The sequence below is a fragment of the Cellulomonas sp. NTE-D12 genome, from assembly GCF_027923705.1.
In the GTDB taxonomy this organism is placed as follows: domain Bacteria; phylum Actinomycetota; class Actinomycetes; order Actinomycetales; family Cellulomonadaceae; genus Cellulomonas.
On record NZ_AP026442.1, the window covers coordinates 1,098,557 to 1,122,928 of the forward strand.

The window sequence follows — 24,372 nt, forward strand, 5'->3', positions numbered from 1 at the left end:
CCTGGTGCTGCCGACGCCTCACCTGCGCGGGCGGGCGCCGCTCGGGGGCGGCCCGGACGCCGACCGGGCGTCCACGTGCTGCTCGGTAGGCTGACGCGGTGACCCCCGATCAGCTCGCGCAGGCCGTGCGCGCCGCTCTCCTGGCCGCCGTGGACGACGGCAGCCTCGCCCTCGACGCCGCCGAGATCCCGGCCGAGGTGCACCTCGAGCGACCCCGTCAGCGCGAGCACGGCGACTGGTCGACCAACGTCGCGATGCAGCTGGCGAAGAAGGCCGGCACGACGCCGCGTGCCCTGGCCACCGACCTGGCGGGCCGCCTGGAGCAGACGCCGGGCGTCGCCTCCGTCGAGGTGGCCGGCCCGGGGTTCCTCAACATCCGGCTCGACGCGGCCGCCGCCGGTGAGCTGGCCCGCACGATCGTCGACCAGGGGCCCGGGTACGGCCGCAACACGTCGTTCGACGGCATCGCGGTCAACCTCGAGTTCGTGTCCGCCAACCCGACCGGTCCGCTGCACATCGGCGGGGTGCGGTGGGCGGCGGTCGGGGACAGCCTGGCGCGCGTGCTCGAGGCGTCGGGCGCCACGGTGACGCGCGAGTACTACTTCAACGACCACGGCGCCCAGATCGACCGGTTCGCCCGGTCGCTGCTCGCCCGCTCGCGGGGCCAGGAGGCCCCGGAGGACGGCTACGGCGGGCAGTACATCACCGACATCGCGGAGCAGGTCGTCGCCGACGCGCTCGCGGCGGGCGAGCCGGACCCCAGGACGCTCCCGGACCGGGAGGCGACCGAGGCGTTCCGCGTGCGGGGCGTCGAGCTGATGTTCGCGGAGATCAAGCAGTCGCTGCGCGACTTCGGCGTCGAGTTCGACGTCTACTTCCACGAGGACTCGCTGCACGAGTCGGGTGCCGTCGACCGGGCCGTGGAGCGGCTGCGCGCCGCAGGCCACATCTACGAGAAGGACGGCGCGGTCTGGCTGCGCACCACCACGTTCGGTGACGACAAGGACCGGGTGGTGATCAAGTCCGACGGCGAGGCGGCGTACATCGCCGGTGACATCGCCTACTACCTGGACAAGCGGGAGCGCGGCGCCGACCGCGTGGTGATCATGCTCGGCGCGGACCACCACGGGTACATCGGCCGGATGATGGCGGTCTGCGCCGCCTTCGGGGACACCCCGCACGTCAACCTCGAGCTGCTGATCGGCCAGCTGGTCAACCTGGTCAAGGACGGTGAGCCGGTCCGGATGAGCAAGCGCGCCGGCACGGTCGTCACCATCGACGACCTGGTCGACGCGGTGGGCGTCGACGCCGCCCGGTACGCCCTCGCCCGCTCGTCGACGGACTCGGCGATCGACCTCGACCTCGACCTGCTGGCGAAGGCGACCAACGAGAACCCCGTCTTCTACGTGCAGTACGCCCACGCGCGCACGGTGAACGTCGGCCGCAACGCCGCCGACTCCGGGGTGCGCATCGAGGACGGCTTCGACGCCTCGCTGCTGGACCACGAGTCCGAGGCGGTGCTGCTCGGCCGGCTCGCGGAGCTCCCGCGCGTCGTCGCGGCCGCCGCGGAGCTGCGGGAGCCGCACCGCGTCGCCCGCTACCTCGAGGACCTCGCCGGTGCCTACCACAAGTGGTACGACCAGCGCCGCGTCACGCCCTTCGGCGACGAGGACGTCTCCGACGTGCACCGCACGCGCCTGTGGCTGAACGAGGCGACGCGTCAGGTGCTGGCCAACGGGCTGGCGCTGCTGGGTGTGAGCGCACCGGAGCGGATGTGACCGGCCCGCTCGGGGAGCCGTGGTCGTCCGGCACCACGAGGACGGCGGACGGGTCGCTGTCGGTCGCCGGCGTGGACGTGCACGAGCTCGCCGCGCGGTTCGGCACACCGGCCTACGTCCTGGACGAGGCGGACCTGCGGGCTCGGGCGCGGGGCTTCCGCTCGGCGTTCGAGCGGGCCTTCGCCGCCCTCGGGTGCGAGGTGGACGTCTACTACGCCGGCAAGGCGTTCCTGTCGCGCGCCGTCGCGCGCTGGGTGCACGAGGAAGGGCTTCGCGTCGACGTCGCGACGGGAGGTGAGCTCGCCGTCGCGCTCGCGGCCGGCGTCCCGGGCGAGCACCTCGGCATGCACGGCAACAACAAGTCGGACGACGAGATCGCGGCGGCCCTCGACGCCGGCGTCGGCCGGCTGGTCGCCGACTCGCTGGTCGAGATCGACCGGCTCGCCGCCGCGGCCGCGGCCCGGGGACTGGTCGCACCGGTGATGGTGCGGGTGACCACCGGCGTGCACGCGGGCGGCCACGAGTACATCTCCACGGCGCACGAGGACCAGAAGTTCGGCCTGTCGATGACGGCCGGCCCGGACGGCGGCGACAGCCCGGCGATGACCGCGCTGCTCGCGGTTCTGGACCGCCCGTCGTTGCGGCTGCTCGGCATCCACTCGCACATCGGCTCGCAGATCCTCGACCCGGCCGGGTTCGAGGTCGCCGCGCGGCTGGTGCTCGAGCTGCGTGCCGAGCTGGCCGCGCGCAGCGGCGTGCTGGTCGAGGAGGTCGACCTCGGCGGCGGGTACGGCATCGCGTACCTGCCCGGCGAGGAGCCGATGGATGCGGACGAGGTCGCCGACGGCGTCGCAGTCGCTGTGGCGGCCGCAGCCCGGGACACCCGGACGGCGCTGCCGCGGTTCTCGGTGGAGCCCGGCCGGGCGATCGTCGGGCCGGCGGGTCTGACGCTCTACACGGTCGGCACGGTCAAGCCGGTGCGCCTCGACGACGGGCGCGTGCGCACCTACGTGTCCGTGGACGGCGGGATGAGCGACAACATCCGGCCTGCCCTGTACGGCGCGCGGTACCACGCGGAGGTCGTCGGGCGCTCGTCCGGTGCGGACACCGTGCTGGCGCGCGTGGTGGGCAAGCACTGCGAGAGCGGCGACATCGTCGTGCACGAGGTGCAGCTGCCGGGGGACGTGCACGCGGGCGACCTGCTCGCGGTGCCGGCGACGGGGGCCTACGGGAGGTCGATGGCCTCGACCTACAACCTGGTGCCGCGGCCCCCCGTGGTCGGCGTGCGCGACGGTGCGGCCCGCGTGCTGCTGCGCCGGGAGACCGTCGCGGACCTGCTGGCGCTCGACGAGGGCTGATCCACCCTGTCCCGGGCGTCGCCGTGCGGCACCGGAGGCAGTGTGCCCGACCCCTGATCGGCCCGGACACCCGCGCGACGGCGGCCCGTATCGTATGCGCCGACACCCCCACGAGGAGAGGTACCCGTGAGCGCTGCGCCCACCTCCGGACCGTTGCGCGTGGCCGTCCTCGGCTGCGGCGTGGTCGGCACCCAGGTGGTCCGGCTGCTCACCGAGCAGGCCGACGACCTGGCCGCGCGCATCGGGGCGCCGCTGACGATCGTCGGGGTCGCCGTCCGCAACCTCGACGCCGAGCGTGACCCCGTCGTGGACCCCGACCTCCTCACCACCGACGCGCAGTCCCTGGTCCGCCGGGCGGACGTGGTGGTCGAGCTGATGGGCGGCATCGAGCCCGCCCGCAGCCTGATTCTCGAGGCGATCTCCCACGGTGCCGCGGTGGTGACCGCGAACAAGGCGCTGCTCGCGCAGGACGGTCCGACGCTCTACGCGGCGGCGGAGGCGGCCGGTGTCGACCTGTACTTCGAGGCGGCCGTCGCGGGCGCCGTCCCGGTGGTGCGCGCGGTGCGCGAGTCCCTCGCGGGCGACGATGTGCGGCGCGTGCTCGGCATCGTCAACGGCACCACCAACTACGTGCTCGACCGGATGGCCGCCGAAGGTCTCGACCTCGACATGGCGGTCAAGGAGGCGCAGGCGCTCGGCTACGCCGAGGCGGACCCGACGGCGGACGTCGAGGGGTACGACGCGGCGGCGAAGGCCGCCATCCTCGCCTCGCTCGCGTTCCACACCCGGGTCTCGCTGGACGACGTCGGCCGGGAGGGCATCACGGCCCTGACCGCGGACGACGTGGCGTGGGCGGCGCGCACCGGCCACGTGCTCAAGCTGCTCGCCATCGCTGAGCGGGTGCACGACGAGGAGACCGGCCGGGACGGCGTCCTGGTGCAGGTGCACCCGTCGCTGGTGCCGGAGGGGCATCCGCTGGCCAAGGTCGGCGGCTCGTTCAACGCCGTGTTCGTCGAGTCCGACGCCGCCGGGGAGCTGATGTTCCTCGGCCGTGGTGCCGGCGGCGCCCCGACCGCCTCCGCGGTGCTCGGCGACGTCGTCTCGGTGGCGCGGCACCGCGTGCTCGGTGGCAAGGGTCCGGTGGAGTCGTCCTACGCGGACCTCCCGGTGCTGCCCGCCGGTGCGGGCCGCGCCCGGTACCAGGTGCGCCTGGACGTGGAGGACCGTCCGGGTGTGCTGGCCCAGGTGGCCGCCCTGCTCGCCGAGCACGAGGTGTCCATCGAGGCGGTACGCCAGTCGCCCGCCGCCGGCGATGCCGCGCACCTGGTGATCACCACGCACATCGCGTCCGAGGCGAACCTCCGCGCCACCGTCGCCGCCATCGCCGAGCTCGCCGTGGTGCGAGCCGTGCTGTCCGTCCTGCGAGTCGAGGGAGCCTGATGGCCCACCAGTGGCGCGGCGTGATCGCCGAGTACGCCGACCGCCTCCCCGCCCACGTCCAGCAGAAGGTGGTCACCCTCGCCGAGGGCGGTACGCCGCTGGTGCCGGCCCCCGTGCTGTCCGCCCGGATCGGTGCGGAGGTGCACCTCAAGGTCGAGGGCATGAACCCGACCGGCTCCTTCAAGGACCGCGGTATGACCACCGCGATCTCGGCCGCGGCCGGACGCGGTGCCAAGGCCGTCGTCTGTGCATCCACCGGCAACACCTCGGCCTCGGCCGCGGCCTACGCCGCGCGCGCGGGCATGGTCTGCGCCGTGCTGGTGCCGGACGGCAAGATCGCGATGGGCAAGCTGAGCCAGGCGGTGGCGCACGGCGCCCGGTTGCTGCAGGTGGACGGCAACTTCGACGACTGCCTGGTCGCGGCCCGCAAGCTCGCCGAGGCGTACCCGGTCGAGCTGGTGAACTCGGTCAACCCCGACCGCATCGAGGGCCAGAAGACGGCGGCCTTCGAGATCGTCGACTCGCTCGGCGACGCCCCGGACGTGCACGTGCTGCCCGTCGGCAACGCCGGCAACATCACCGCGTACTGGAAGGGCTACCGCGAGTACGCGGGCCTCGACGGCGGGTCGGGTCTCCCGGCCGTCGCGAGCCGCACCCCGGCGATGTGGGGCTTCCAGGCGGCCGGCGCCGCACCGATCGTGCTGGGCCACCCGGTGGACGCCCCGGAGACGATCGCCACGGCCATCCGCATCGGCAACCCCGCGTCGTGGGCGCAGGCCGAGGACGCGCGGGACACCTCCGGCGGCCTCATCGAGTCGGTGACCGACGAGCAGATCCTGGCCGCGCACCGGTTCCTGTCCGCGCAGGAGGGCGTGTTCGTCGAGCCCGCGTCGGCCACCGGCGTCGCCGGCCTGCTGGCGCTGTCGGAGGCGGGTCGCATCCCGGCCGGCCTGCGGATCACCGTCACGGTGACCGGGCACGGCCTGAAGGACCCGCAGTGGGCGCTGCGCACGGCCGACGGCGGTGACGTGCAGCCCGTTCGCGTGTCGGCGGACGTCGTGTCCATCGCCGACGCCCTCGGCCTGGACTGAGCGATGCGTCTGGCCGCCGACCGGGTGCACGTCCGCGTGCCCGCCACGAGCGCGAACCTCGGTCCCGGCTTCGATGCGCTCGGCGTCGCGCTGTCCCTGCACGACGAGCTGGAGGTGCGCGCCGTCGGCTCGCCGGGCGCCACGGTCGAGGTCTCCGGGGAGGGCGCCGGGCAGGTGCCGGACGACGAGAAGCACCTGGTGGTCCGGGCGGTCCGTCTGGCGCTGGACCACGTCGGCGCCTCACAGGTGGGCCTGCACCTGGTGTGCCACAACCGCATCCCGCACGGGCGGGGCCTGGGGTCGTCCGCGGCGGCCGTCGTCGCCGGCATCCTGGCCGCGCGAAACCTGATCAGCGACCCCGAGGCGCTGGACGACGACGTCTGCCTCGACCTGGCGACGCAGATGGAGGGACACCCGGACAACGCCGCCCCCGCACTGCTCGGGGGTGCGACCGTCGCGTGGTCCGACGACTCGGGGGTGCGCGCCGCCCGGCTGCCCGTGCATCCCGACGTGCTGCCCGTGGCCGTGGTGCCGCCGCAGCACCTGTCGACGCGGACCGCACGCAGCGTGCTGCCCGCTCAGGTGCCGCACGGCGACGCCGCCTTCGAGGCCGGCCGTGCCGCGCTCCTGGTCGAGGCGCTCGGCCGTCGGCCGGACCTCCTGCTGCCCGCCACCGAGGACCGGCTGCACCAGGAGTACCGACGCGCCGTGATGCCGGACTCGCTGGCGCTGGTCGGGGCGCTGCGGCGGCAGGGGATCGCCGCCGTGGTGTCCGGCGCGGGTCCCACGGTGCTGGTGCTGGCGCGCCGCACGGCGGACGGCGGTACCGATGCCGACGCGGCGATCGCGGCGGCGTTCGGCGGCGTGATGGCCGGCTGGCGGGTGCTGCCGCTGCCGGTGGACCCGCGCGGGGCCGTCGCCGAGCGGTCCCCGCTCCACTGACCGGCGTGGCCGCTGCCAGCACCGACGCGGCTGTCCACGCCGAGCGACGCGCGGCGGTCGGGACCTCCGCCGGTGCTAGCATCGTGCCGTTCCCCGGACCTCGTCCTCATCGCAGGAGCGACGGTTTCGCGGCCCCGGCACGGTCGGGACCGCCTGGACCGGTGCACCAGCACCCCGCACACGTTCGGCACGAGTCGACGAACGGGAACGCCCCGCCCACGTGAGCTGACGTCGTCGAACGTCTTCCGTGCGGCTCCACCACCGCCCGGTCCCGGACCGGGCGACGGCCGGCCCGACGAGCGTCGGGAGGCCCGACGAGGGGGAAGGGTCCTTCGTGACAGACACCATCGACACCGCCGTGACGAGTTCCGGCGGTACTGCCCGTTCCGGGGGGCTGTCCGCCCTCCGGCTCCCCGAGCTGCAGGCCATGGCGGCCCAGCTCGGCGTGAAGGGCACCTCCAAGATGCGCAAGGGCGAGCTGGTGCAGGCGATCGGCGCCGCACGCGGCACGGCGGGCCCGGCATCGCAGGAGAGCCGCCCGCGGGAGGTACGGCGGGTGGCCGCCGAGCCGGCCGTCGCACCCCAGACCACGGCAGCGCTCGCGTTGCCCGAGCGCGCGGACGAGCCCGCGGTCCGGACGACCGAGCGGGCGGAGCGGCCGCCCCGGCGCGCGGCGCGGCCCGTGCGCGCACCCCTCGGTTCCGGAGACGACGAGGCGCGCCCCGTCCGTGGCGCGCAGGACGCCCTCGCGGGCCTCGAGGCAGCGCTCGACGCCCGGACGACGGCGCACCAGGACGACCGCGAGGACCGGGCGGCCCGTGCGGCCGAGGCCGTGGTCGGCGTCAACGCCGAGCGCCGCAGCCGCCGCGCCGGTCGCGGTGCCGGTGCGCCCGTCCGTGCCGACGAGGCGGACCGCGCGCAGCCCCGCGCCGCGGAGGTCACGGGCGAGACGGGAGCCGAGGGTCCGGACCGCCTCGACCAGGAGCGTCAGGGCGGCGAGCGGCCGGCTCAGGACCGCCTCCGCTACGAGCGCGAGGGCTTCGTCCGCGGCGACCGTCAGCAGCGCACCGAGCGCACCCAGGGCCCGGTGGGGCAGGGCGAGCGCACCGACGCCGGCGACGAGGGCGAGGGCAACGGCCGTCGTCGTCGGTCCCGGGACCGCTACCGCGACCGGGACCGCAAGCGCGGCCGGGGCCGGGGCCCCAACGGTCCGGACCTGCTCGGCCTGGACAACGAGGTCGAGCTGTCCGAGGACGACGTGCTGCTGCCCGTCGCGGGCATCCTCGACGTGCTCGAGTCGTACGCCTTCGTGCGGACCAGCGGCTACCTGCCGGGCCCCCACGACGTGTACGTCAGCCTCGGCCAGGTGAAGAAGGCCGGGCTGCGCCGCGGTGACGCGATCACCGGTGCCGTCCGTCAGCCCCATGAGGGCGAGTTGCCGCCGGCGGGCAACCGGCCGAACAAGTTCAACGCGCTGGTGCGGCTCGACACCGTCAACGGCCTGACGCCGGAGCAGGCCCGTCAGCGGCCCGAGTTCGGCAAGCTGACGCCGCTGTACCCGCAGGAGCGCCTGCGCCTGGAGACGGAGCCGACCCGGCTGACGCCCCGCGTGATCGACATCGTCGCGCCCATCGGCAAGGGCCAGCGCGGCCTCATCGTCGCGCCGCCCAAGGCGGGAAAGACGATCATCATGCAGCAGATCGCCAACTCGATCACCGCGAACAACCCCGAGGTCCACCTCATGGTCGTGCTCGTCGACGAGCGCCCTGAGGAGGTCACCGACATGGAGCGGACGGTGAAGGGCGAGGTGATCGCCTCCACCTTCGACCGGCCCGCGTCGGACCACACGATCGTCGCCGAGCTGGCGATCGAGCGGGCCAAGCGCCTGGTCGAGCTGGGCCAGGACGTCGTGGTGCTGCTCGACTCGATCACCCGGCTGTCCCGCGCGTACAACCTCGCGGCGCCGGCCTCCGGGCGCATCCTGTCCGGCGGTGTCGACGCCGCGGCGCTCTACCCGCCGAAGAAGTTCTTCGGCGCCGCGCGCAACATCGAGAACGGCGGCTCGCTGACGATCGTCGCGTCCGCGCTCGTGGAGACGGGCTCGAAGATGGACGACATCATCTTCGAGGAGTTCAAGGGCACCGGGAACATGGAGCTGCGGCTGTCCCGGTCGCTGGCGGACAAGCGGATCTTCCCGGCGGTGGACGTCAACGCGTCCGGCACCCGCCGCGAGGAGATCCTCATGTCCACCGACGAGCTGAAGATCGTCTACAAGCTGCGCCGGGTGCTCGGTGCGCTCGACCAGCAGCAGGCGATCGAGCTGCTGCTCGGCAAGCTGCGGGAGACGAAGTCGAACGTGGAGTTCCTGCTGCAGGTGCAGAAGACGACCCCCGGTGGCCCCTCGATCCTCGAGGACACCATCGGCCGCACCGTCTGACGCCGTCCCGCCCGCACCGGACCACCGGTGCGGGCGGCCACCGCGTCAGCGCCCGGCCGCCCGCACCGCCCGGCGGTACACCGCCTCGACCTGGTCCATGACCAGGTCGGCGTCGAACCGGTGCACGGCCGCGCGCTGACGGCTGACGGCGGCGGCGCGCTCCTCGTCGTCCGCGTCGACCCAGCGTGCCAGGGCGCGGGCGAGCGCGCGCACGTCCCGCGCGTCCACCAGCTGCTCCTCGACGCCCGCCATCGTGGTGCGGTACCCGGCGTTGTCACCCGCCAGCACCGGGCCGCCGGCGCAGGCCAGCGCCTCGACCACCGAGATGCCGAAGCTCTCGCCGCCCGTCGAGGGCAGGACGACGAGCCCGGCGCCGGCCAGCAGGTGCGCCTTCTCCTCCTCCGCCACGAACCCCGGCATGCGCACCCGCTCCGTCAGACCTCCGGTGCGCACCGCACGGTGCAGCTCGTCGACCAGCGGCCCCCCACCGGCCAGGGTCAGGGTCCACGGCCGGCTCGTCATGCGCTCGCGCTCCATCAGCACCAGCGCCGCGACCAGCTCCCGGGGCCCCTTGCGCTCCACGAGCCGGCCGAGGAACACGATCTGGGTGGTCCGGCCGGCGGTGGGCTGCACCGGTCGGGCCGGGAACGCCGACAGGTCCAGCGGCATGCCGATCGCGGTCGACGTCACGCCGAAGGCGCGCTGCGCGAACTCCCCGGCCGGCTCGGACAGGGCGATGACCTCGTGGAACCGCCGCAGCGTGCGCCGCTCGGCCAGCCCGAGCGCCCGGGTGGCCAGGGCCACGCGGGGGGAGTCCGGCAGGATCAGGAAGGTCCCGACCACGGCGACGTCGGCAGCCGCCCGGCGCACCACCCGCCCGGTGAGCAGGGGTGAGTGCGGCAGCTGCACGTGCAGCACGTCGAACGGCACCTGCGCGAGCAGTCGGCGCACCGAGGCGGCCGAAGCCGGCAGGGGCGTCCGCACCACGTTGCCGTTGACGCGCACGCCGAGGTGACGGCCCAGGACGTGGAGGTTCTCCAGGTCCGTGCGGCGGGTGGTGGAGGCGACCAGGTGCACGGTGTGCCCCCGGGCCGTCAGGTTCCGGGCGAGCGCCAGCACGTACTGCTGCACACCGTCCGGACGGTCGAGCCCGTCGTCCAGCAGCAGACCGATGGTCAGCGGCCGCACCTCGTCGGAGGGGGGCGAGGCGGACATCCGCCCAGGATAGGTGGGGGACGGAGGCGGGGTCGCCGGCGGCCGACGGCCGGTCCGCCGGGATGATTTCGGGCCGGTCCGTGGTTCTGGCATGATTGTCTGTCGGTCTGCCGGTTCACCGGCGCAGCACCTGCGTCCGGACCCGGAGACGTCCCCGAACAGGAGATCCCCGTGAAGTCTGGTATCCACCCGCAGTACGTGCCCACCACGGTGACGTGCACGTGCGGCAACACCTTCGTCACCCGGTCCACCGTGACCAAGGGTGAGATCCACGCCGACGTCTGCAGCGCCTGCCACCCGTTCTACACGGGCAAGCAGAAGATCCTCGACACCGGTGGCCGTGTGGCCCGGTTCGAGGCCCGCTACGGCAAGAAGCAGGGCTAGCACCTCGACAGCGCCGGCGCCTCGGCGCGGACCCGCCCCTCCCGGGGCCGTCCGCCCCGGGCGCCGGCGCTGTCGTGCTGTCCGGGGTCGTGCGCCGCGACCCCGCGTGAACGGTCGACCGGGAGGTCACGCATGAGCGCGTCGTTCGACGCCCTGCAGCCGGTGCTCGACGAGCACGCGGCCATCGAGGCGCGGCTGGCCGATCCGGCGGTGCACGGCGACCCGGCGGAGGCACGTCGGCTCGGTCGCCGGTACGCCGAGCTGGGTCGGGTGGTCGGCGCCTACCGAACGTGGCGGGCGGCCGACGACGACGCGCGCGCAGCCGCCGAGCTGGTGGAGCTCGCCGAGGGCGGCGAGGCCGCGGAGCTCGCGGCGGAGCTCCCGGCGCTGCAGACCGCGGCCGACGAGGCCGCCGAGCGGCTCCGGCGGGTGCTCGTGCCGCGGGACCCGGACGACGCACGCGACGTCATCCTGGAGATCAAGGCGGGAGAGGGCGGCGAGGAGTCGGCGCTGTTCGCCGCCGACCTGCTGCGGATGTACTCCCGGTACGCGGAGCGGCAGGGGTGGGCGACGCAGGTGCTCGACGCGACCGAGTCCGGCCTCGGCGGCTACAAGGACGTGCACCTCGCCGTGAAGGCGCGCGGCACCGTCGCGCCGGAGGACGGCGTCTGGGCGCACCTGAAGTACGAGGGCGGCGTGCACCGCGTGCAGCGGGTGCCGGTGACGGAGTCGCAGGGCCGCATCCACACGTCGGCGGCGGGCGTCCTGGTGCTGCCGGAGGCCGACGACGACTCCGAGGTGGACATCGACCCCGGCGACCTGCGCATCGACGTGTTCCGGTCCTCCGGTCCCGGCGGGCAGTCGGTGAACACCACCGACTCGGCGGTGCGCATCACGCACCTGCCCACGGGCATCGTCGTCTCGATGCAGAACGAGAAGTCGCAGCTGCAGAACCGCGAGCAGGGGATGCGCGTGCTGCGCGCGCGGCTGCTCGCGGCCCGTCAGGAGGAGGTCGCAGCGGCCGCGCAGGAGGCCCGGCGTTCCCAGGTCCGGACGGTCGACCGGTCGGAACGCATCCGCACCTACAACTTCCCCGAGAACCGGATCGCCGACCACCGCACGGGCTACAAGGCGTACAACCTCGACGCGGTGCTCGACGGCGACCTGGGGCCCGTGGTGCAGTCGGCGATCGACGCGGACGAGGCGGCCCGGCTCGCGGCCGCCACCTCATGACGCGCGACGGCGGTCCGGCCGGGGCAGCCGATGCGGGCCGCGCCGCCGGGCTGCGTCCCTTCGTCGACGCCGCGACGCGGCTGCTGCTCGAGGCCGGCGTCGCCTCCCCGCGGCACGACGCGCTCGCGCTCGCCGCGCACGTGCTCGGCCACGACCGCGTCGACCTCGTCCTGCCGCCCGAGCTGCCGGCCGACTTCGCGTCGCGGTTCGCCGAGCTGGTGGAGCGTCGCAGGCGGCGGGAGCCGCTGCAGCACCTGGTCGGCAGCACCGGGTTCCGGTACCTGACGCTCGCGGTGGAGCCCGGGGTGTTCGTGCCGCGCCCGGAGACGGAGGTGGTCGCCGGCGTCGCGGTCGAGGAGGCCGCCCGGGTGGCAGCCGGCGGGACGGAGCCGGTCGTCGTCGACCTGTGCTGCGGGTCCGGCGCGATCGCCGTCGCGGTGGCCACCGAGGTGCCGACCGCCCGGGTGACCGCCGTCGACCTCTCCGCGCAGGCCGTCGCACTGACCACCCGCAACGGCGCCGTGGCCGGTGCCGAGCACCTGGTGGCGCTGCAGGGCGACGTGGCGGACCCTGCGCTGCTGCCCGGGCTGGCCGGCCGCGTGCACGTTCTGGTGGCCAACCCGCCGTACATCCCACCGGACGCCGAGCCCGTGGACCCGGAGGTGCGCGACCACGATCCGGACCTGGCCCTGTACGGCGGCGGGGTCGACGGCCTCGACGTGCCGCGCGCCGTGCTGCGCGCGGGCGGCCGGCTGTTGGTGCCCGGCGGTCTGCTGGTGATGGAGCACGCCGAGGTCCAGGCGGCGTCCGCGCGGCAGGCGGCGACCGCGACGGGGCTGTACCGGGACGTCGTGACGCAGCCCGACCTGACGGGGCGCCCGCGGATGCTCGTCGCGCGCCGCACCGGTGCTCCGGAGCCGTCCGGCGTGGCGGAAGCCGACGAGCGGCAGGGGCACGACGTGGGAGACTCGCGGCCGTGACCGGCGAGCAGATCCTGGACGCGACAGACCCGGCGGCGTGGGGCCCGGCCCTCGACGAGGCAGTCAACGCGCTGGCCCGCGGCGGTCTCGTGGTGCTGCCGACGGACACGGTGTACGGCGTGGGGGCGGACGCGTTCGCCCCGGCCGCCGTGCAGGCCCTGCTGGACGCCAAGGGCCGGGGCCGGCAGATGCCGCCGCCGGTCCTCATGCCGGACGTGCGCACGCTGGACGGTCTCGCCCGGGACGTGCCGGAGGCGGCCCGGGCGCTGGCGGAAGCCTTCTGGCCCGGCGCGCTGACGATCATCGTGCACGCCCAGCCGTCGCTCGCGTGGGACCTGGGGGAGACCCACGGAACCGTCGCGCTGCGCGTGCCGGACCACGCGCTGGCGCTCGCGCTGCTGCGGCGCACGGGCCCGCTCGCCGTCTCGAGCGCCAACCTGACCGGGCAGCCGTCGGCGGTGACGGCGCAGGAGGCCGCCGAGCAGCTCGGGGACTCCGTGCCGGTGTTCCTCGACGGTGGCCCGACGCCGGGTCCCGTGCCCTCCACCATCGTGGACGCGACGGGGGACCGCCTCCGGGTCGTCCGGCTCGGCTCGATCAGCCTCGAGCAGCTGCGCGAGGTCGCGGACGTCGACGAGCCCGCGCGGGAGGACCCCGCCCGGTGAGGGTCTACCTGCTCGTCCTCGTGCTGACGGCGGCAGTGACGTACCTGATGACGCCGCTGTCCCGGTGGCTCGCGCTGCGCTGGCACGCGATCACCGCGGTGCGGGACCGGGACGTGCACGCCGTCCCCACGCCTCGGCTGGGCGGCACGGCGATGTACCTCGGCCTGCTGGTGGCCGTCCTGGTCGCCAGCCGGCTGCCGTTCCTCGCTTCGGTGTACGCCAACCCTCGGCCGCTGATCGGGATCGTGGGCGGCGCGACGGTCGTGGTGCTGCTCGGGGCGGCCGACGACGTGTGGGACCTCGACTGGCTGACGAAGCTGATGGGCCAGGTGCTGGCGGCCGGCTTCATGGCGTGGCAGGGCGTGCTGCTCTACCAGATGCCCCTGTTCGGGGTCACGGCGTGGTCCACCCGCATCTCGATCTTCGTCACCGTGCTGTCGGTGGTGGTCGCGATGAACGCGGTGAACTTCGTCGACGGCCTCGACGGGCTGGCCGCGGGTGTGCTGGCGATCGGCGGCAGCGCCTTCCTGCTCTACAGCTACCTGCTGACGATGGGCTCCAACCCCGGCGACTACGCGAGCCTGGCGACCCTCGTCCTCGCCGTCCTGGTCGGCATGTGCGCCGGCTTCCTCCCGCACAACCTGTACCCGGCCCGGATCTTCATGGGCGACTCCGGCTCGATGCTGCTCGGCTTCGTCATGGCGGCTGCGGCGATCATCGTCACCGGGCAGATCGACCCGCAGTCCGTCTCGCAGCGCGCGTCCTTCCCGGCCTACCTGCCGATGCTGCTGCCGCTCGCGGTGCTCGTGCTCCCGCTGCTGGACATGGCGCTGGCCGTGGTCCGCCGGGTCGGCGCCGGCAAGTCGCCGTTCCACCCGGACCGCCGGCACCTGCACCACCGGCTGCTCGCGCTCGGGCACTCGCACCGGCGTGCGGTCGCGATCATGTACCTCTGGACCGGTGTCTTCGCGTTCGGCGCCGCCGCCCTGGTGCGCTGGTCGACGACGACCGTCCTGATCGGCGTCGGCGTCGCCGTGCTCGCCGCCGTCGCCCTCACCCTCGGCCCGCTGCGCGGCCGGTCGACCCCCCACCCGGAGGCACCCTGATGACCGCACCTGACGACGGCGCGCTGCCGGACCCGGGCCGTGCGGCTCCGCCCGCGGAGCCGACGGCCGCTGACGCGGTCTTCCGTCGCGCGCTGCGCGACACCGTGCTGCTCCTCGTCGCCCTCACCGTGCTGGGTGTGCTTGTCGGAGCCCTCGTCTCCGGCCTGCCGGGCGTCTGGGGCGCGCTGATCGGCGTGGGGCTCGCTGCCGTGTTCTCCGGCACCACGGTCGTCGCCATGCTGCGCACCACGCGCTCGGCGCCGCAGGTGATGGCCGGGGTGGTGATGGGCACCTGGTTGGCCAAGGTGCTCGTCGTCATCGTCGCCCTCGCGCTGCTGCGCGGTCTGGACTTCTACTCGGCGCCCGTGCTCGCCGGCGTGCTCGCGCTCGGCGCGATCGGCTCCGCGCTGCTCGACTACCGGGCGGTCTCGACGGGGCGGGTACCGTACGTCGAACCGGGTGACGGGGGCCGTCGGTGACCCTCCTGAACCGTGCGCAACGGACCTTCGGCCATGGGTTAGGCTTGCCAACATCCATGACGGCCGGGGTGCCGATGGCCTGCCCGCACCGCTGCGGAAGGCGCCCGTTCGACCTCACGACCACCAGGAGCTTGCTCTGACCAGCCTCGCGACCCTGCTGCCGTTCGCCGCCGATCAGAGCGGGACCGGCGGCTTCGAGCCGCCCTCGATCGCGGACTTCTTCCCGGCGCCCGTGCTGTTCCAGGGCACCTGGCTGGAGTTCAACCGGATCATGCTCGTGCGGCTCGTCGCCGCAGTGGTGCTCGTCACCTTCATGGTGGTGGTCGCCCGCCGCGCCCGGCTGGTGCCGGGGCGCACGCAGGCGGCGGTCGAGATGGTCCTCGACTTCGTCCGGGTCAACGTCGTCAACGAGATCCTCGGCACCGAGCGCGGCAAGCGCTACGCGGCGATGCTGACGACCGTCTTCTTCGGCATCCTCGCCTTCAACATCACCGGCGCCATCCCGGGCCTGAACATCGCCGGCACGTCGCTGATCGGCCTGCCGGTGCTGCTGGCGGTCTGGGCGTACGTGACGTACCTCTCGGCGGGGGTGAAGGCCCAGGGCTTGGGCGGCTTCGTGAAGTCGAGCCTGTTCCCGCCGGGCGTCCCGTGGTTCATGTACATCCTGCTGACGCCGATCGAGCTGCTGCAGGTCCTGGTCATCCGGCCCGCGACGCTGGCGATCCGGTTGATGGCCAACATGGTCTCCGGGCACCTGATGCTCGCGCTCTGCTTCGCCGCCACCCAGTACTTCGTCGTCGAGGCGGCCCCGGCGCTCAAGGCCTTCGGCGCCCTGACCCTGGTGGCCAGCCTCGCGCTGACGGCCTTCGAGGTCTTCGTCGCGGCGCTGCAGGCGTACATCTTCGTCGTGCTGACGGCGGTCTACATCAGCCTGTCGGTCGAGGCGGAGCACTGACGACGCACTGACGCACACGCACCACCCGGGGGCCTCGGCCCCGCCAACCCGGTGCCGCCACCTGCGGCACCCACAGGAAGGAACGACCAACCGTGGACACCAGCACCATCCTGGCGGCGGCGGACACCGTCTCGGGCAACCTCGCCACGCTCGGCTACGGCCTCGCGGTGATCGGCCCCGGCATCGGCCTCGGCATCCTCATCGGCAAGACGATCGAGGGCATGGCCCGTCAGCCCGAGGTCTCCGGCCAGCTGCGCACCACCATGTTCATCGGCATCGGGTTCGTCGAGGTGCTCGGCCTCCTCGGCCTGATCACCGGGTTCCTCTTCAAGTGAGCACGGCCGCGCTCGCCGCGGCCGTCGTGACGGCCGCAACGCAGGAGCCTGACGGCGTCAACCTGCTGATCCCCCACACGTTCGACATCGTGTGGTCGCTGGTCGTCCTCATCATCATCGCCGTCCCCTTCCGCATCTGGGTGCTGCCGGCGTTCCAGCGGGTGCTGGACGAGCGTGCCGAGAAGATCGAGGGCGGTCTGGCCAAGGCGGAGTCCGCCCAGGAGGAGGCCGCGGCCGTCCTCGGCCAGTACCAGCAGCACCTGGCCGACGCCCGCGCCGAGGCGGCGCGCATCCGGGAGGACGCGCGCACCGAGGGTGCCCAGATCGTCGCCGACCTGCGCACCAAGGCGCAGGAGGAGGCCGCCCGCATCCTCGAGACGGCGCAGCGCCAGGTCGAGGCCGAGCGGCAGCAGGCCGTGGTGGCCCTCCGGTCCGACGTCGGCGCGCTGGCCACCCAGCTCGCGGAGAAGATCGTCGGCGAGTCCCTGGCCGACGAGGTCCGCCGGTCCCGTGTCGTGGAGCGCTTCCTCGACGACCTCGAGGCCGACCAGGCCGCGGGTGTCGCGACGGGCCAGGGCAAGGGGGCCTGATGCGGGGAACGAGCCAGGCGTCCCTGGACGCGGTCGAGGGCCGGTGGGAGCCGGTCCTCGAGGCGGCCGGGTCGCAGGCGACCGTGCTCGGCCAGGAGCTGTACGCCCTGGTCGACGCGCTGGACGCGTCGGGGTCGCTGCGCCGCGTGCTGGCGGACCCGTCCGCCGCGGGGGATGCCAAGGCGGCCCTGGCGGCACGGCTGCTCGCCGCCGCCGACCCCCGCACGGTCGCGGTCGCGCAGGACCTGGCCCGCTCTCGGTGGTCGGCTGACGCCGACCTCGCCGACGCCGCGCAGCGGCTCGGCACCTCCGCCGTGCTCGCGGCGGCGCAGTCGGCCGGCACGCTGGAGCAGGTGGAGCAGGAGCTGTTCGCCGTGGTCGGTGCCCTGTCGGGGCAGCGGGACCTGCGGCGCGCCCTGTTCGACCCGGCGGTGCCGGGCCAGGCCCGTGCGGACCTGGCCGAGCGCGTGCTCGGGTCGCACGTCAGCGCCACGACGCTGCTGCTCGCACGCCGTGCGGCCGCGGCCCCTCGCGGTCGGCGGTACGTCGCCTGGCTCGGTGACGTCGTCGACCTCATCGCGGAGCGCCGTCACCACCGTGTCGCGACCGTGACGGTCGCGGCCCCGCTGTCGGACGCCCAGCGCACCCGGCTCGCCGGGCTGCTCGCGACGGCCCTCGGACGGCAGGTCGAGCTCGACGTGGTGGTGGACCCCCGCGTGATCGGCGGCCTGCGCGTCCAGTCCGGTCCGGACGTCATCGACTCGACCGTGCTCGCCCGCCTGGCGGACGCCCGCCGACAGCTCGCCGGATGACCCTTCGCCCCCGCCCGGCGGTCCCGGGCCCACGCACCCCGCGCGCGACGCGCGCGACCCACGAGGAGAACAGACACCATGGCTGAGCTGACGATCCGGCCGGAGGAGATCCGCGCCGCGCTGGACAGCTTCGTGAAGTCGTACGAGCCGAAGCAGGCCGCGACCGAGGAGGTCGGACGGGTCACGCTGACCGCCGACGGCATCGCGCAGGTCGAGGGCCTGCCCGGGGCGATGGCGAACGAGCTGCTGCGGTTCGAGGACGGCACGCTCGGGCTGGCGCTGAACCTCGACGTGCGCGAGATCGGCGTCGTCGTGCTCGGCGAGTTCGCCGGCATCGAGGAGGGCCAGGAGGTGCGGCGCACCGGCGAGGTGCTGTCCGTGCCCGTCGGAGACGGCTACCTCGGTCGCGTGGTCGACCCGCTCGGCAAGCCGATCGACGGCCTCGGCGACGTGGAGACGGAGACGCGCCGCGCCCTGGAGCTGCAGGCGCCCGGCGTCATGCAGCGCAAGAGCGTGCACGAGCCGCTGCAGACCGGCCTGAAGGCCATCGACTCGATGATCCCGATCGGCCGTGGCCAGCGTCAGCTGATCATCGGTGACCGCCAGACCGGCAAGACGGCCATCGCGATCGACACGATCATCAACCAGAAGTCGGCCTGGGCCACCGGTGACCCGAAGCAGCAGGTGCGCTGCATCTACGTCGCCATCGGCCAGAAGGGCTCGACGATCGCCTCGGTGCGCGGCGCGCTCGAGGAGGCCGGTGCCCTGGAGTACACGACGATCGTCGCGGCTCCCGCCTCCGACCCGGCCGGCTTCAAGTACCTCGCCCCGTACACCGGCTCGGCCATCGGCCAGCACTGGATGTACCAGGGCAAGCACGTGCTCATCGTCTTCGACGACCTGTCCAAGCAGGCCGAGGCCTACCGTGCCGTCTCCCTGCTGCTGCGCCGCCCGCCGGGCCGCGAGGCCTACCCGGGCGACGTGTTCTACCTGCACTCCCGCCTGCTCGAGCGTTGCGCGAAGCTGTCCGACGACCTCGGCGCCGGTTCGATGACGGGCCTGCCCGTGATCGAGACCAAGGCGAACGACGTGTCGGCGTACATCCCGACCAACGTCATCTCCATCACCGACGGGCAGATCTTCCTGCAGTCGGACCTCTTCAACGCCGACCAGCGCCCCGCCGTGGACGTCGGCATCTCCGTGTCCCGCGTCGGTGGTGCCGCGCAGGTCAAGGCGATGAAGCAGGTGTCCGGCACGCTGAAGCTCGACCTGGCGCAGTACCGCTCGCTCGAGGCGTTCGCGATGTTCGCCTCGGACCTCGACGCAGCCAGCCGGGCGCAGCTGACCCGTGGCGCGCGGCTGATGGAGCTGCTGAAGCAGGGCCAGTACAGCCCGTACCCGGTTGAGGACCAGGTCGCCTCGATCTGGGCCGGCACCAAGGGCAAGCTGGACGACGTCCCGCTGGAGGACGTGCGGCGCTTCGAGTCGGAGCTGCTGGACCACCTGCGGCGCAAGACGGAGGTGCTGAGCACCATCGCCTCGACCGGCAAGCTCGAGGAGTCCACCGAGCAGGCCCTGGCCGCCGCGGTGGACGAGTTCCGGCAGGGTTTCATGCTCTTCGACGGCAGCCCGCTGGTGAAGTCCGACGAGGACGAGCCGGTCCAGGTGGACCAGGAGCAGATCGTCCGGCAGAAGCGGGCCTGAGGATGGCGGGTTCGCAGCGGGTCTACCGGCAGCGCATCCGGTCCACGCAGTCGCTGAAGAAGATGTTCCGGGCGCAGGAGCTGATCGCGGCGTCCCGGATCGGCCGTGCCCGGGACCGGGTGAGCATGGCGACGCCGTACTCGCGCGCCATCACGCGGGCCGTCTCGGCGGTGGCCACGCACTCGACCCAGTCCCACCCGTTCCTCGTCGAGCGGACGGACACCAACCGGGCCGCCGTGCTCGTCGTCGCCTCGGACCGCGGCATGGCCGGGGCCTACTCGGCGTCGGTGATCCGCGAGGCGGAGCGGCTGATCAACCGGCTGACGGACGAGGGCAAGGAGGTGGCCCTGTACGTCACGGGCCGCCGGGCGCTGTCCTTCTACACGTTCCGGCAGCGTGAGGTCGTCAGCAGCTGGACCGGCAGCTCCGACGCGCCGACGGTCGAGATCGCCGACGACATCGCCGGCACGCTGCTCGGTGCCTTCCGCGCTCCCGCAGACGAAGGCGGTGTCGCCGAGGTGCACATCGTCTACACCCAGTTCGTCAACATGGTCACGCAGCGCCCGCGGGTGCTGCGGCTGCTCCCGCTCGAGGTGGTCGAGGGCGTCGTCGAGCCAGGCGAGGCCGAGGCCCTGCCGCTCTACGAGTTCGAGCCGAGCCCCGACGTGGTGCTCGACGCGCTGCTGCCGCGGTACGTGCGCAGCCGGATCTACGCCAGCCTGCTGCAGGCGGCGGCGTCCGAGCTGGCGGCGCGACAGCGCGCGATGAAGACGGCGACCGACAACGCGGAGGACCTCATCCGCATGTACACGCGGCTGGCGAACCAGGCTCGCCAGGCCGAGATCACGCAGGAGATCAGCGAGATCGTCTCGGGCGCCGACGCGCTCGCGTCGGCCTCCTGAGCCACCCGAACACACCGAAGCGAGGCAGCACATGACCGCCACCACCGTCGACGCGACGGCGACCCCCACGGGCAGCTCCGGCGTGGGTCGTGTCGCGCGGGTGATCGGCCCCGTCGTGGACATCGAGTTCCCGCCGGACCAGATCCCCGAGCTGTACAACGCCCTCACCGTGAGCATCGACCTGTCCCGCCAGGGGGAGGGCGAGAGCTCGCACAGCCTCACCCTCGAGGTCGCCCAGCACCTGGGTGACTCCCTGGTGCGCGCCATCGCGCTCAAGCCCACCGACGGGCTGGTCCGCGGCGCCGAGGTGACGGACACCGGTGCGCCGATCTCGGTCCCGGTGGGCGACGTGACCCTCGGCCACGTGTTCAACGTGACCGGGGACGTGCTCGACCTCGAGCCCGGCGAGAAGCTCGAGATCACCGAGCGCTGGCCGATCCACCGGCGGCCGCCGGCCTTCGACCAGCTCGAGTCGAAGACCACGATGTTCGAGACCGGCATCAAGGTCATCGACCTGCTCACCCCGTACGTCCAGGGCGGCAAGATCGGCCTCTTCGGCGGCGCCGGCGTGGGCAAGACGGTCCTGATCCAGGAGATGATCCAGCGCGTCGCCCAGGACCACGGCGGTGTCTCGGTGTTCGCCGGGGTCGGCGAGCGCACCCGTGAGGGCAACGACCTGATCGTCGAGATGGAAGAGGCGGGGGTCTTCGACAAGACCGCGCTCGTCTTCGGCCAGATGGACGAGCCGCCGGGCACGCGTCTGCGCGTCGCCCTGTCCGCCCTGACGATGGCGGAGTACTTCCGCGACGTGCAGCGTCAGGACGTGCTGCTGTTCATCGACAACATCTTCCGGTTCACGCAGGCCGGGTCCGAGGTGTCCACGCTGCTCGGCCGCATGCCGTCCGCCGTGGGGTACCAGCCCAACCTGGCCGACGAGATGGGCCTGCTCCAGGAGCGGATCACCTCGACCCGCGGCCACTCGATCACCTCGCTGCAGGCGATCTACGTGCCGGCCGACGACTACACCGACCCGGCGCCGGCCACGACGTTCGCCCACCTGGACGCGACCACCGAGCTGTCCCGTGAGATCGCCAGCCGCGGCCTGTACCCCGCCGTGGACCCGCTGGCCTCGACCAGCCGCATCCTCGACCCGCGGTACGTCGGCCACGAGCACTATGCGGTGGCCACGCAGGTCAAGTCGATCCTGCAGCGCAACAAGGAGCTGCAGGACATCATCGCGATCCTCGGTGTCGACGAGCTGTCCGAGGAGGACAAGACCGTCGTGGCGCGTGCCCGGCGGATCCAGCAGTTCCTCTCCCAGAACACCTACATGGCGGAGAAGTTCACCGGCGTGGCGGGTTCGACGGTCCCGGTGGCGGAGACCGTCGAGGCGTTCAAGAAGATCGCCGAGGGCGAGTTCGACCACATCGCCGAGCAGGCCTTCTTCAACATCGGCGGGCTGGAGGACCTCGAGCGGAACTGGGCGCGGATCCAGAAGGACTACGGGGTCTGAGGGGAGGCACGGTGGCACAGCTCGAGGTCGACCTGGTCGACGCGGAGGGCAAGGTGTGGTCCGGACAGGCCCACCAGGTCACCGCGCCGGCGGCGGACGGTGAGATCGGCATCCTGCCGGGTCACACGCCCGTGCTGTCGCTGCTGCGCGCCGGTGAGGTGCGGGTGCGCGAGGAGCGTGGCGGCGCTGCGCTCGCGTGGCACGTCGACGGGGGCTTCCTGTCCGTCGACTCGGACCAGGTGACGCTCGTCGTCGACAACGCCGAGCCCACCACCGCCGGGAACTGAGGGCGAGCAGGGATGGGCGGGCTGGAGGCGGACACGCTCCTGGCGCTGGCCGCCCTCCTGCTGCTCGTCGTGCTGGCGTCCGGTCTCTGGCTGTCCCGGACCCGGACGCTCTCGCACCGGCTCGGCTCGTTCTCCTGCTCGCTCGCGCGCCGGCCGGAGGGGCCGTGGGCGCGTGGCATCGCGCAGTACGGCGTGCGCCGCCTGTACTGGTGGCGGCTCGCGTCGATCGTGCCCCGGGCGCGCCACGTCTGGAGCCGGCCGCGGATCGCGGTGCTGTCCCGGACGACGGTCCCGTCGCCGGACGGGCACACGCGCATCGTGGAGCTGCGCTGCCGCGTCGCCGGCGAGACCTCGTCGCCGATCGAGGTGTACCTGCAGATGTCCCCCGAGGCGTACGCCGGGCTGACGTCGTGGATCGAGGCGACGCCGACGCGCTCCGCCTCGGTCATCTAGAAGCCCCGGAGGTCCTGGTGCGGTTGGTGGTGGCCACGTGCACGGCCACGTACAGCGGACGGCTCGACGCGCACCTGCCGCAGGCCACCCGCCTGCTGGTGGTCAAGGCGGACGGGTCGGTGCTGGTGCATGCGGACGGCGGGTCGTACAAGCCCCTGAACTGGATGAGCCCGCCGTGCACGCTGACGGTCTCGGTGCCCGACGACGAGCGCGCGGCGCTCGGCGTGCAGGAGGTGTGGACCGTCCAGCACGCGAAGTCCGACGACCGCCTGGTCGTGGAGCTGTTCGAGGTGCACCACGACTCGGTGCACGAGCTCGGTGTGGACCCGGGCCTGGTGAAGGACGGCGTCGAGGCGCACCTGCAGCAGCTGCTCGCGGACCAGATCACGCTGCTCGGGCCGGGCCACCAGCTGGTGCGTCGCGAGTACCCGACCGCGATCGGACCGGTGGACATCCTGGCGCGCGACCCGGCCGGCGGGACCGTCGCCGTGGAGATCAAGCGTCGCGGCGACATCGACGGCGTCGAGCAGCTGACGCGGTACCTCGAGCTGCTCAACCGGGACCCGCTCCTCGCGCCCGTCCGTGGCGTGTTCGCGGCGCAGGAGATCCGCCCTCAGGCGCGGGTGCTCGCCACCGACCGCGGCATCGGCTGCCTCGTGCTCGACTACGCCGCCCTGCGTGGCGTCGACGACGCGGGCTCGCGGCTGTTCTGATGGCCGGACCTCTCCGCAGCGCGCCGAGCGGGGACGTCGTCCCGCCCGGTACGGGCGCGCCGCGGGTGGTCGCCACCGATCTGGACGGCACGCTGCTCGGGCCCGACGGTGGTCTGTCGGCCAGGACCCGGGACGCCCTGTCCCGCAGCGACCGCGCCGGCGTCCGGGTGGTCGCCGTCACGGCGCGGCCGCCGCGGTGGCTCGGCGACCTGGCCCCGGCGCTGGGCGGGTGCGGGGTGGCCATCTGTGCCAACGGAGCCGCTGTCGTCGAGCTGGCGACGTTGGCGGTCCGGCACGCCTACACGTTCGACGACCAGGTCGTGCGCGACGTGGTCGCCCGGGTGCGCCGTGCCGATCCGACGGTGAGCTTCGCGCTGGAACGCACCACCGGGTTCGCCGCGGAGGTGGGGTTCCGCTCGAGCCACCCGGTGCCCGAGGGCAGCCCGTCGGTCGCGGACATCACCCAGGCGTTGGACGGTCGCACGATCAAGGTGCTCGTCCGCGCGGCGCCGTCGATCGACCTGGACGCCTTCGTGGGGGCGTTGTCCACGGCGGTCGGGGACGCGGGCGTGGTGTCCCACTCGGGCGCCACCGGTCTGGCGGAGGTGTCGCCGTCGGCCGTCACCAAGGCCAGCACGCTGGCCGTCTGGGCGGCGGAGGAGGGGGTCGAGGCGAGCGACGTCTGGGCGGTGGGCGACGCACCGAACGACCTGCCGATGCTGGCGTGGGCCGGTCGTTCGTTCGCCGTCGCGAACGCCCATCCGACCGTCCTGCGCAGCGTCGACACGGTGCTGCCGTCGAACGCGGACGACGGCGTCGCGGTGCTGCTCGACACCGCCGTCGCGCTGGTGCCGCACGGCGCTCGTCGCGGGCGGGACCTCCCGGGCCTCGCGACCTCCTGATGGACCGTTGGAAGCGCTCCCGCAACGCGCGCGGCGCGGTGTATCGTATCGATTCGACCCCGGTCGCCGACGACCGGCCCTTCCCCTCCCGCGATCGA

The 24,372-nt window shown here is 73.5% G+C and carries 24 protein-coding genes; 23 read left to right on the forward strand and 1 reads right to left on the reverse strand.

Annotated elements, in window-relative coordinates:
* Nucleotides 1-98 precede the first annotated feature (98 nt).
* From argS to rho, 6 genes are all read left to right on the forward strand, one after another.
* A complete protein-coding gene (gene argS / locus QMF98_RS05040; RefSeq protein WP_337974957.1) occupies nt 99-1,778 on the forward strand; it encodes an arginine--tRNA ligase in 1,680 nt (559 codons plus the stop codon).
* On the forward strand, nt 1,775-3,136 hold the full coding sequence (gene lysA, locus QMF98_RS05045; protein ID WP_337974958.1) for a diaminopimelate decarboxylase: 1,362 nt from the start codon (nt 1,775-1,777) through the stop codon (nt 3,134-3,136). The genes argS and lysA overlap by 4 nt, the downstream gene beginning before the upstream one ends.
* Before the next feature lie 126 nt (nt 3,137-3,262).
* The gene (locus QMF98_RS05050) at nt 3,263-4,576 is read left to right on the forward strand and encodes a homoserine dehydrogenase (RefSeq protein ID WP_337974959.1); all 1,314 of its coding nucleotides are present in this window, start codon (nt 3,263-3,265) and stop codon (nt 4,574-4,576) included.
* Nucleotides 4,576-5,667: a threonine synthase gene (gene thrC / locus QMF98_RS05055; RefSeq protein ID WP_337974960.1), complete on the forward strand. Its 1,092-nt coding sequence runs from the start codon at nt 4,576-4,578 to the stop codon at nt 5,665-5,667. The genes QMF98_RS05050 and thrC overlap by 1 nt, the downstream gene beginning before the upstream one ends.
* A 3-nt stretch (nt 5,668-5,670) precedes the next feature.
* Nucleotides 5,671-6,609, forward strand: coding sequence for a homoserine kinase (gene thrB / locus QMF98_RS05060; RefSeq protein ID WP_337974961.1), 939 nt, complete (start codon nt 5,671-5,673; stop codon nt 6,607-6,609).
* A gap of 334 nt (nt 6,610-6,943) precedes the next feature.
* Nucleotides 6,944-9,046, forward strand: coding sequence for a transcription termination factor Rho (rho, locus tag QMF98_RS05065; RefSeq protein ID WP_337974962.1), 2,103 nt, complete (start codon nt 6,944-6,946; stop codon nt 9,044-9,046).
* 45 nt (nt 9,047-9,091) lie between these two features.
* Here the strand turns inward: rho and QMF98_RS05070 are convergent, their stop codons facing one another.
* Entirely contained in the window at nt 9,092-10,261 is a 1,170-nt protein-coding gene (locus QMF98_RS05070) for a glycosyltransferase family 4 protein (RefSeq protein ID WP_337974963.1), read from the reverse strand.
* Between the two features lie 171 nt (nt 10,262-10,432).
* On the opposite strand from QMF98_RS05070, the gene rpmE reads away from it, so the two are divergent.
* The 17 genes from rpmE (at nt 10,433) to QMF98_RS05155 (ending at nt 24,274) form a co-directional block, all read left to right on the forward strand.
* A complete protein-coding gene (rpmE, locus tag QMF98_RS05075; protein ID WP_263731635.1) occupies nt 10,433-10,645 on the forward strand; it encodes a 50S ribosomal protein L31 in 213 nt (70 codons plus the stop codon).
* Between the two features lie 132 nt (nt 10,646-10,777).
* On the forward strand, nt 10,778-11,878 hold the full coding sequence (prfA, locus tag QMF98_RS05080) for a peptide chain release factor 1 (RefSeq protein ID WP_337974964.1): 1,101 nt from the start codon (nt 10,778-10,780) through the stop codon (nt 11,876-11,878).
* Nucleotides 11,875-12,858, forward strand: a complete 984-nt coding sequence (gene prmC, locus QMF98_RS05085; protein WP_337974965.1) for a peptide chain release factor N(5)-glutamine methyltransferase — start codon at nt 11,875-11,877, stop codon at nt 12,856-12,858. Before prfA ends, prmC begins: the two co-directional genes overlap by 4 nt.
* The gene (locus QMF98_RS05090) at nt 12,855-13,523 is read left to right on the forward strand and encodes an L-threonylcarbamoyladenylate synthase (RefSeq protein ID WP_337974966.1); all 669 of its coding nucleotides are present in this window, start codon (nt 12,855-12,857) and stop codon (nt 13,521-13,523) included. Before prmC ends, QMF98_RS05090 begins: the two co-directional genes overlap by 4 nt.
* Nucleotides 13,520-14,629, forward strand: a complete 1,110-nt coding sequence (locus QMF98_RS05095; RefSeq protein WP_337974967.1) for an MraY family glycosyltransferase — start codon at nt 13,520-13,522, stop codon at nt 14,627-14,629. Before QMF98_RS05090 ends, QMF98_RS05095 begins: the two co-directional genes overlap by 4 nt.
* Entirely contained in the window at nt 14,629-15,108 is a 480-nt protein-coding gene (locus QMF98_RS05100; protein ID WP_337974968.1) for a Cg1360 family ATP-synthase-associated protein, read from the forward strand. Before QMF98_RS05095 ends, QMF98_RS05100 begins: the two co-directional genes overlap by 1 nt.
* Entirely contained in the window at nt 15,089-16,063 is a 975-nt protein-coding gene (atpB, locus tag QMF98_RS05105) for a F0F1 ATP synthase subunit A (protein WP_348773396.1), read from the forward strand. The genes QMF98_RS05100 and atpB overlap by 20 nt, the downstream gene beginning before the upstream one ends.
* A gap of 92 nt (nt 16,064-16,155) precedes the next feature.
* Entirely contained in the window at nt 16,156-16,398 is a 243-nt protein-coding gene (gene atpE / locus QMF98_RS05110; protein ID WP_291763071.1) for an ATP synthase F0 subunit C, read from the forward strand.
* Nucleotides 16,395-16,988 (forward strand): F0F1 ATP synthase subunit B, encoded by a 594-nt coding sequence (locus tag QMF98_RS05115; RefSeq protein WP_291763069.1) that lies wholly within the window; start codon nt 16,395-16,397, stop codon nt 16,986-16,988. The genes atpE and QMF98_RS05115 overlap by 4 nt, the downstream gene beginning before the upstream one ends.
* Nucleotides 16,988-17,800 (forward strand): F0F1 ATP synthase subunit delta, encoded by an 813-nt coding sequence (locus tag QMF98_RS05120; protein WP_337974969.1) that lies wholly within the window; start codon nt 16,988-16,990, stop codon nt 17,798-17,800. Before QMF98_RS05115 ends, QMF98_RS05120 begins: the two co-directional genes overlap by 1 nt.
* 78 nt (nt 17,801-17,878) lie before the next feature.
* Entirely contained in the window at nt 17,879-19,504 is a 1,626-nt protein-coding gene (gene atpA / locus QMF98_RS05125) for a F0F1 ATP synthase subunit alpha (RefSeq protein ID WP_291763065.1), read from the forward strand.
* A gap of 2 nt (nt 19,505-19,506) precedes the next feature.
* Nucleotides 19,507-20,406, forward strand: coding sequence for a F0F1 ATP synthase subunit gamma (locus QMF98_RS05130; RefSeq protein ID WP_291763064.1), 900 nt, complete (start codon nt 19,507-19,509; stop codon nt 20,404-20,406).
* A gap of 31 nt (nt 20,407-20,437) precedes the next feature.
* Complete coding sequence (gene atpD, locus QMF98_RS05135; RefSeq protein ID WP_291763062.1) at nt 20,438-21,919, forward strand: F0F1 ATP synthase subunit beta; 1,482 nt, start codon at nt 20,438-20,440, stop codon at nt 21,917-21,919.
* Between the two features lie 11 nt (nt 21,920-21,930).
* Nucleotides 21,931-22,206: a F0F1 ATP synthase subunit epsilon gene (locus QMF98_RS05140; RefSeq protein WP_263731623.1), complete on the forward strand. Its 276-nt coding sequence runs from the start codon at nt 21,931-21,933 to the stop codon at nt 22,204-22,206.
* Between the two features lie 12 nt (nt 22,207-22,218).
* Complete coding sequence (locus QMF98_RS05145; RefSeq protein WP_337974970.1) at nt 22,219-22,659, forward strand: DUF2550 family protein; 441 nt, start codon at nt 22,219-22,221, stop codon at nt 22,657-22,659.
* 17 nt (nt 22,660-22,676) lie between these two features.
* Nucleotides 22,677-23,372: an endonuclease NucS gene (gene nucS, locus QMF98_RS05150; RefSeq protein ID WP_337975550.1), complete on the forward strand. Its 696-nt coding sequence runs from the start codon at nt 22,677-22,679 to the stop codon at nt 23,370-23,372.
* Nucleotides 23,372-24,274 carry an HAD family hydrolase gene (locus QMF98_RS05155; RefSeq protein ID WP_337974971.1) on the forward strand — a complete coding sequence of 301 codons (903 nt, stop codon included), beginning with the start codon at nt 23,372-23,374 and terminating at the stop codon, nt 24,272-24,274. The genes nucS and QMF98_RS05155 overlap by 1 nt, the downstream gene beginning before the upstream one ends.
* Nucleotides 24,275-24,372 lie beyond the last annotated feature (98 nt).

Bases quoted from the DNA above. Each gene is read 5' to 3' on its own strand.
- thrB (WP_337974961.1), top strand. From the start codon at position 5,671: ATGCGTCTGGCCGCCGACCGGGTGCACGTCCGCGTGCCCGCCACGAGC.
- QMF98_RS05120 (WP_337974969.1), top strand. From the start codon at position 16,988: ATGCGGGGAACGAGCCAGGCGTCCCTGGACGCGGTCGAGGGCCGGTGG.
- QMF98_RS05130 (WP_291763064.1), top strand. From the start codon at position 19,507: ATGGCGGGTTCGCAGCGGGTCTACCGGCAGCGCATCCGGTCCACGCAG.
- QMF98_RS05155 (WP_337974971.1), top strand. From the start codon at position 23,372: ATGGCCGGACCTCTCCGCAGCGCGCCGAGCGGGGACGTCGTCCCGCCC.
- QMF98_RS05100 (WP_337974968.1), top strand. From the start codon at position 14,629: ATGACCGCACCTGACGACGGCGCGCTGCCGGACCCGGGCCGTGCGGCT.
- atpD (WP_291763062.1), top strand. From the start codon at position 20,438: ATGACCGCCACCACCGTCGACGCGACGGCGACCCCCACGGGCAGCTCC.
- thrC (WP_337974960.1), top strand. From the start codon at position 4,576: ATGGCCCACCAGTGGCGCGGCGTGATCGCCGAGTACGCCGACCGCCTC.
- QMF98_RS05145 (WP_337974970.1), top strand. From the start codon at position 22,219: ATGGGCGGGCTGGAGGCGGACACGCTCCTGGCGCTGGCCGCCCTCCTG.
- QMF98_RS05070 (WP_337974963.1), bottom strand. From the start codon at position 10,261: ATGTCCGCCTCGCCCCCCTCCGACGAGGTGCGGCCGCTGACCATCGGT.
- prmC (WP_337974965.1), top strand. From the start codon at position 11,875: ATGACGCGCGACGGCGGTCCGGCCGGGGCAGCCGATGCGGGCCGCGCC.
- atpA (WP_291763065.1), top strand. From the start codon at position 17,879: ATGGCTGAGCTGACGATCCGGCCGGAGGAGATCCGCGCCGCGCTGGAC.
- prfA (WP_337974964.1), top strand. From the start codon at position 10,778: ATGAGCGCGTCGTTCGACGCCCTGCAGCCGGTGCTCGACGAGCACGCG.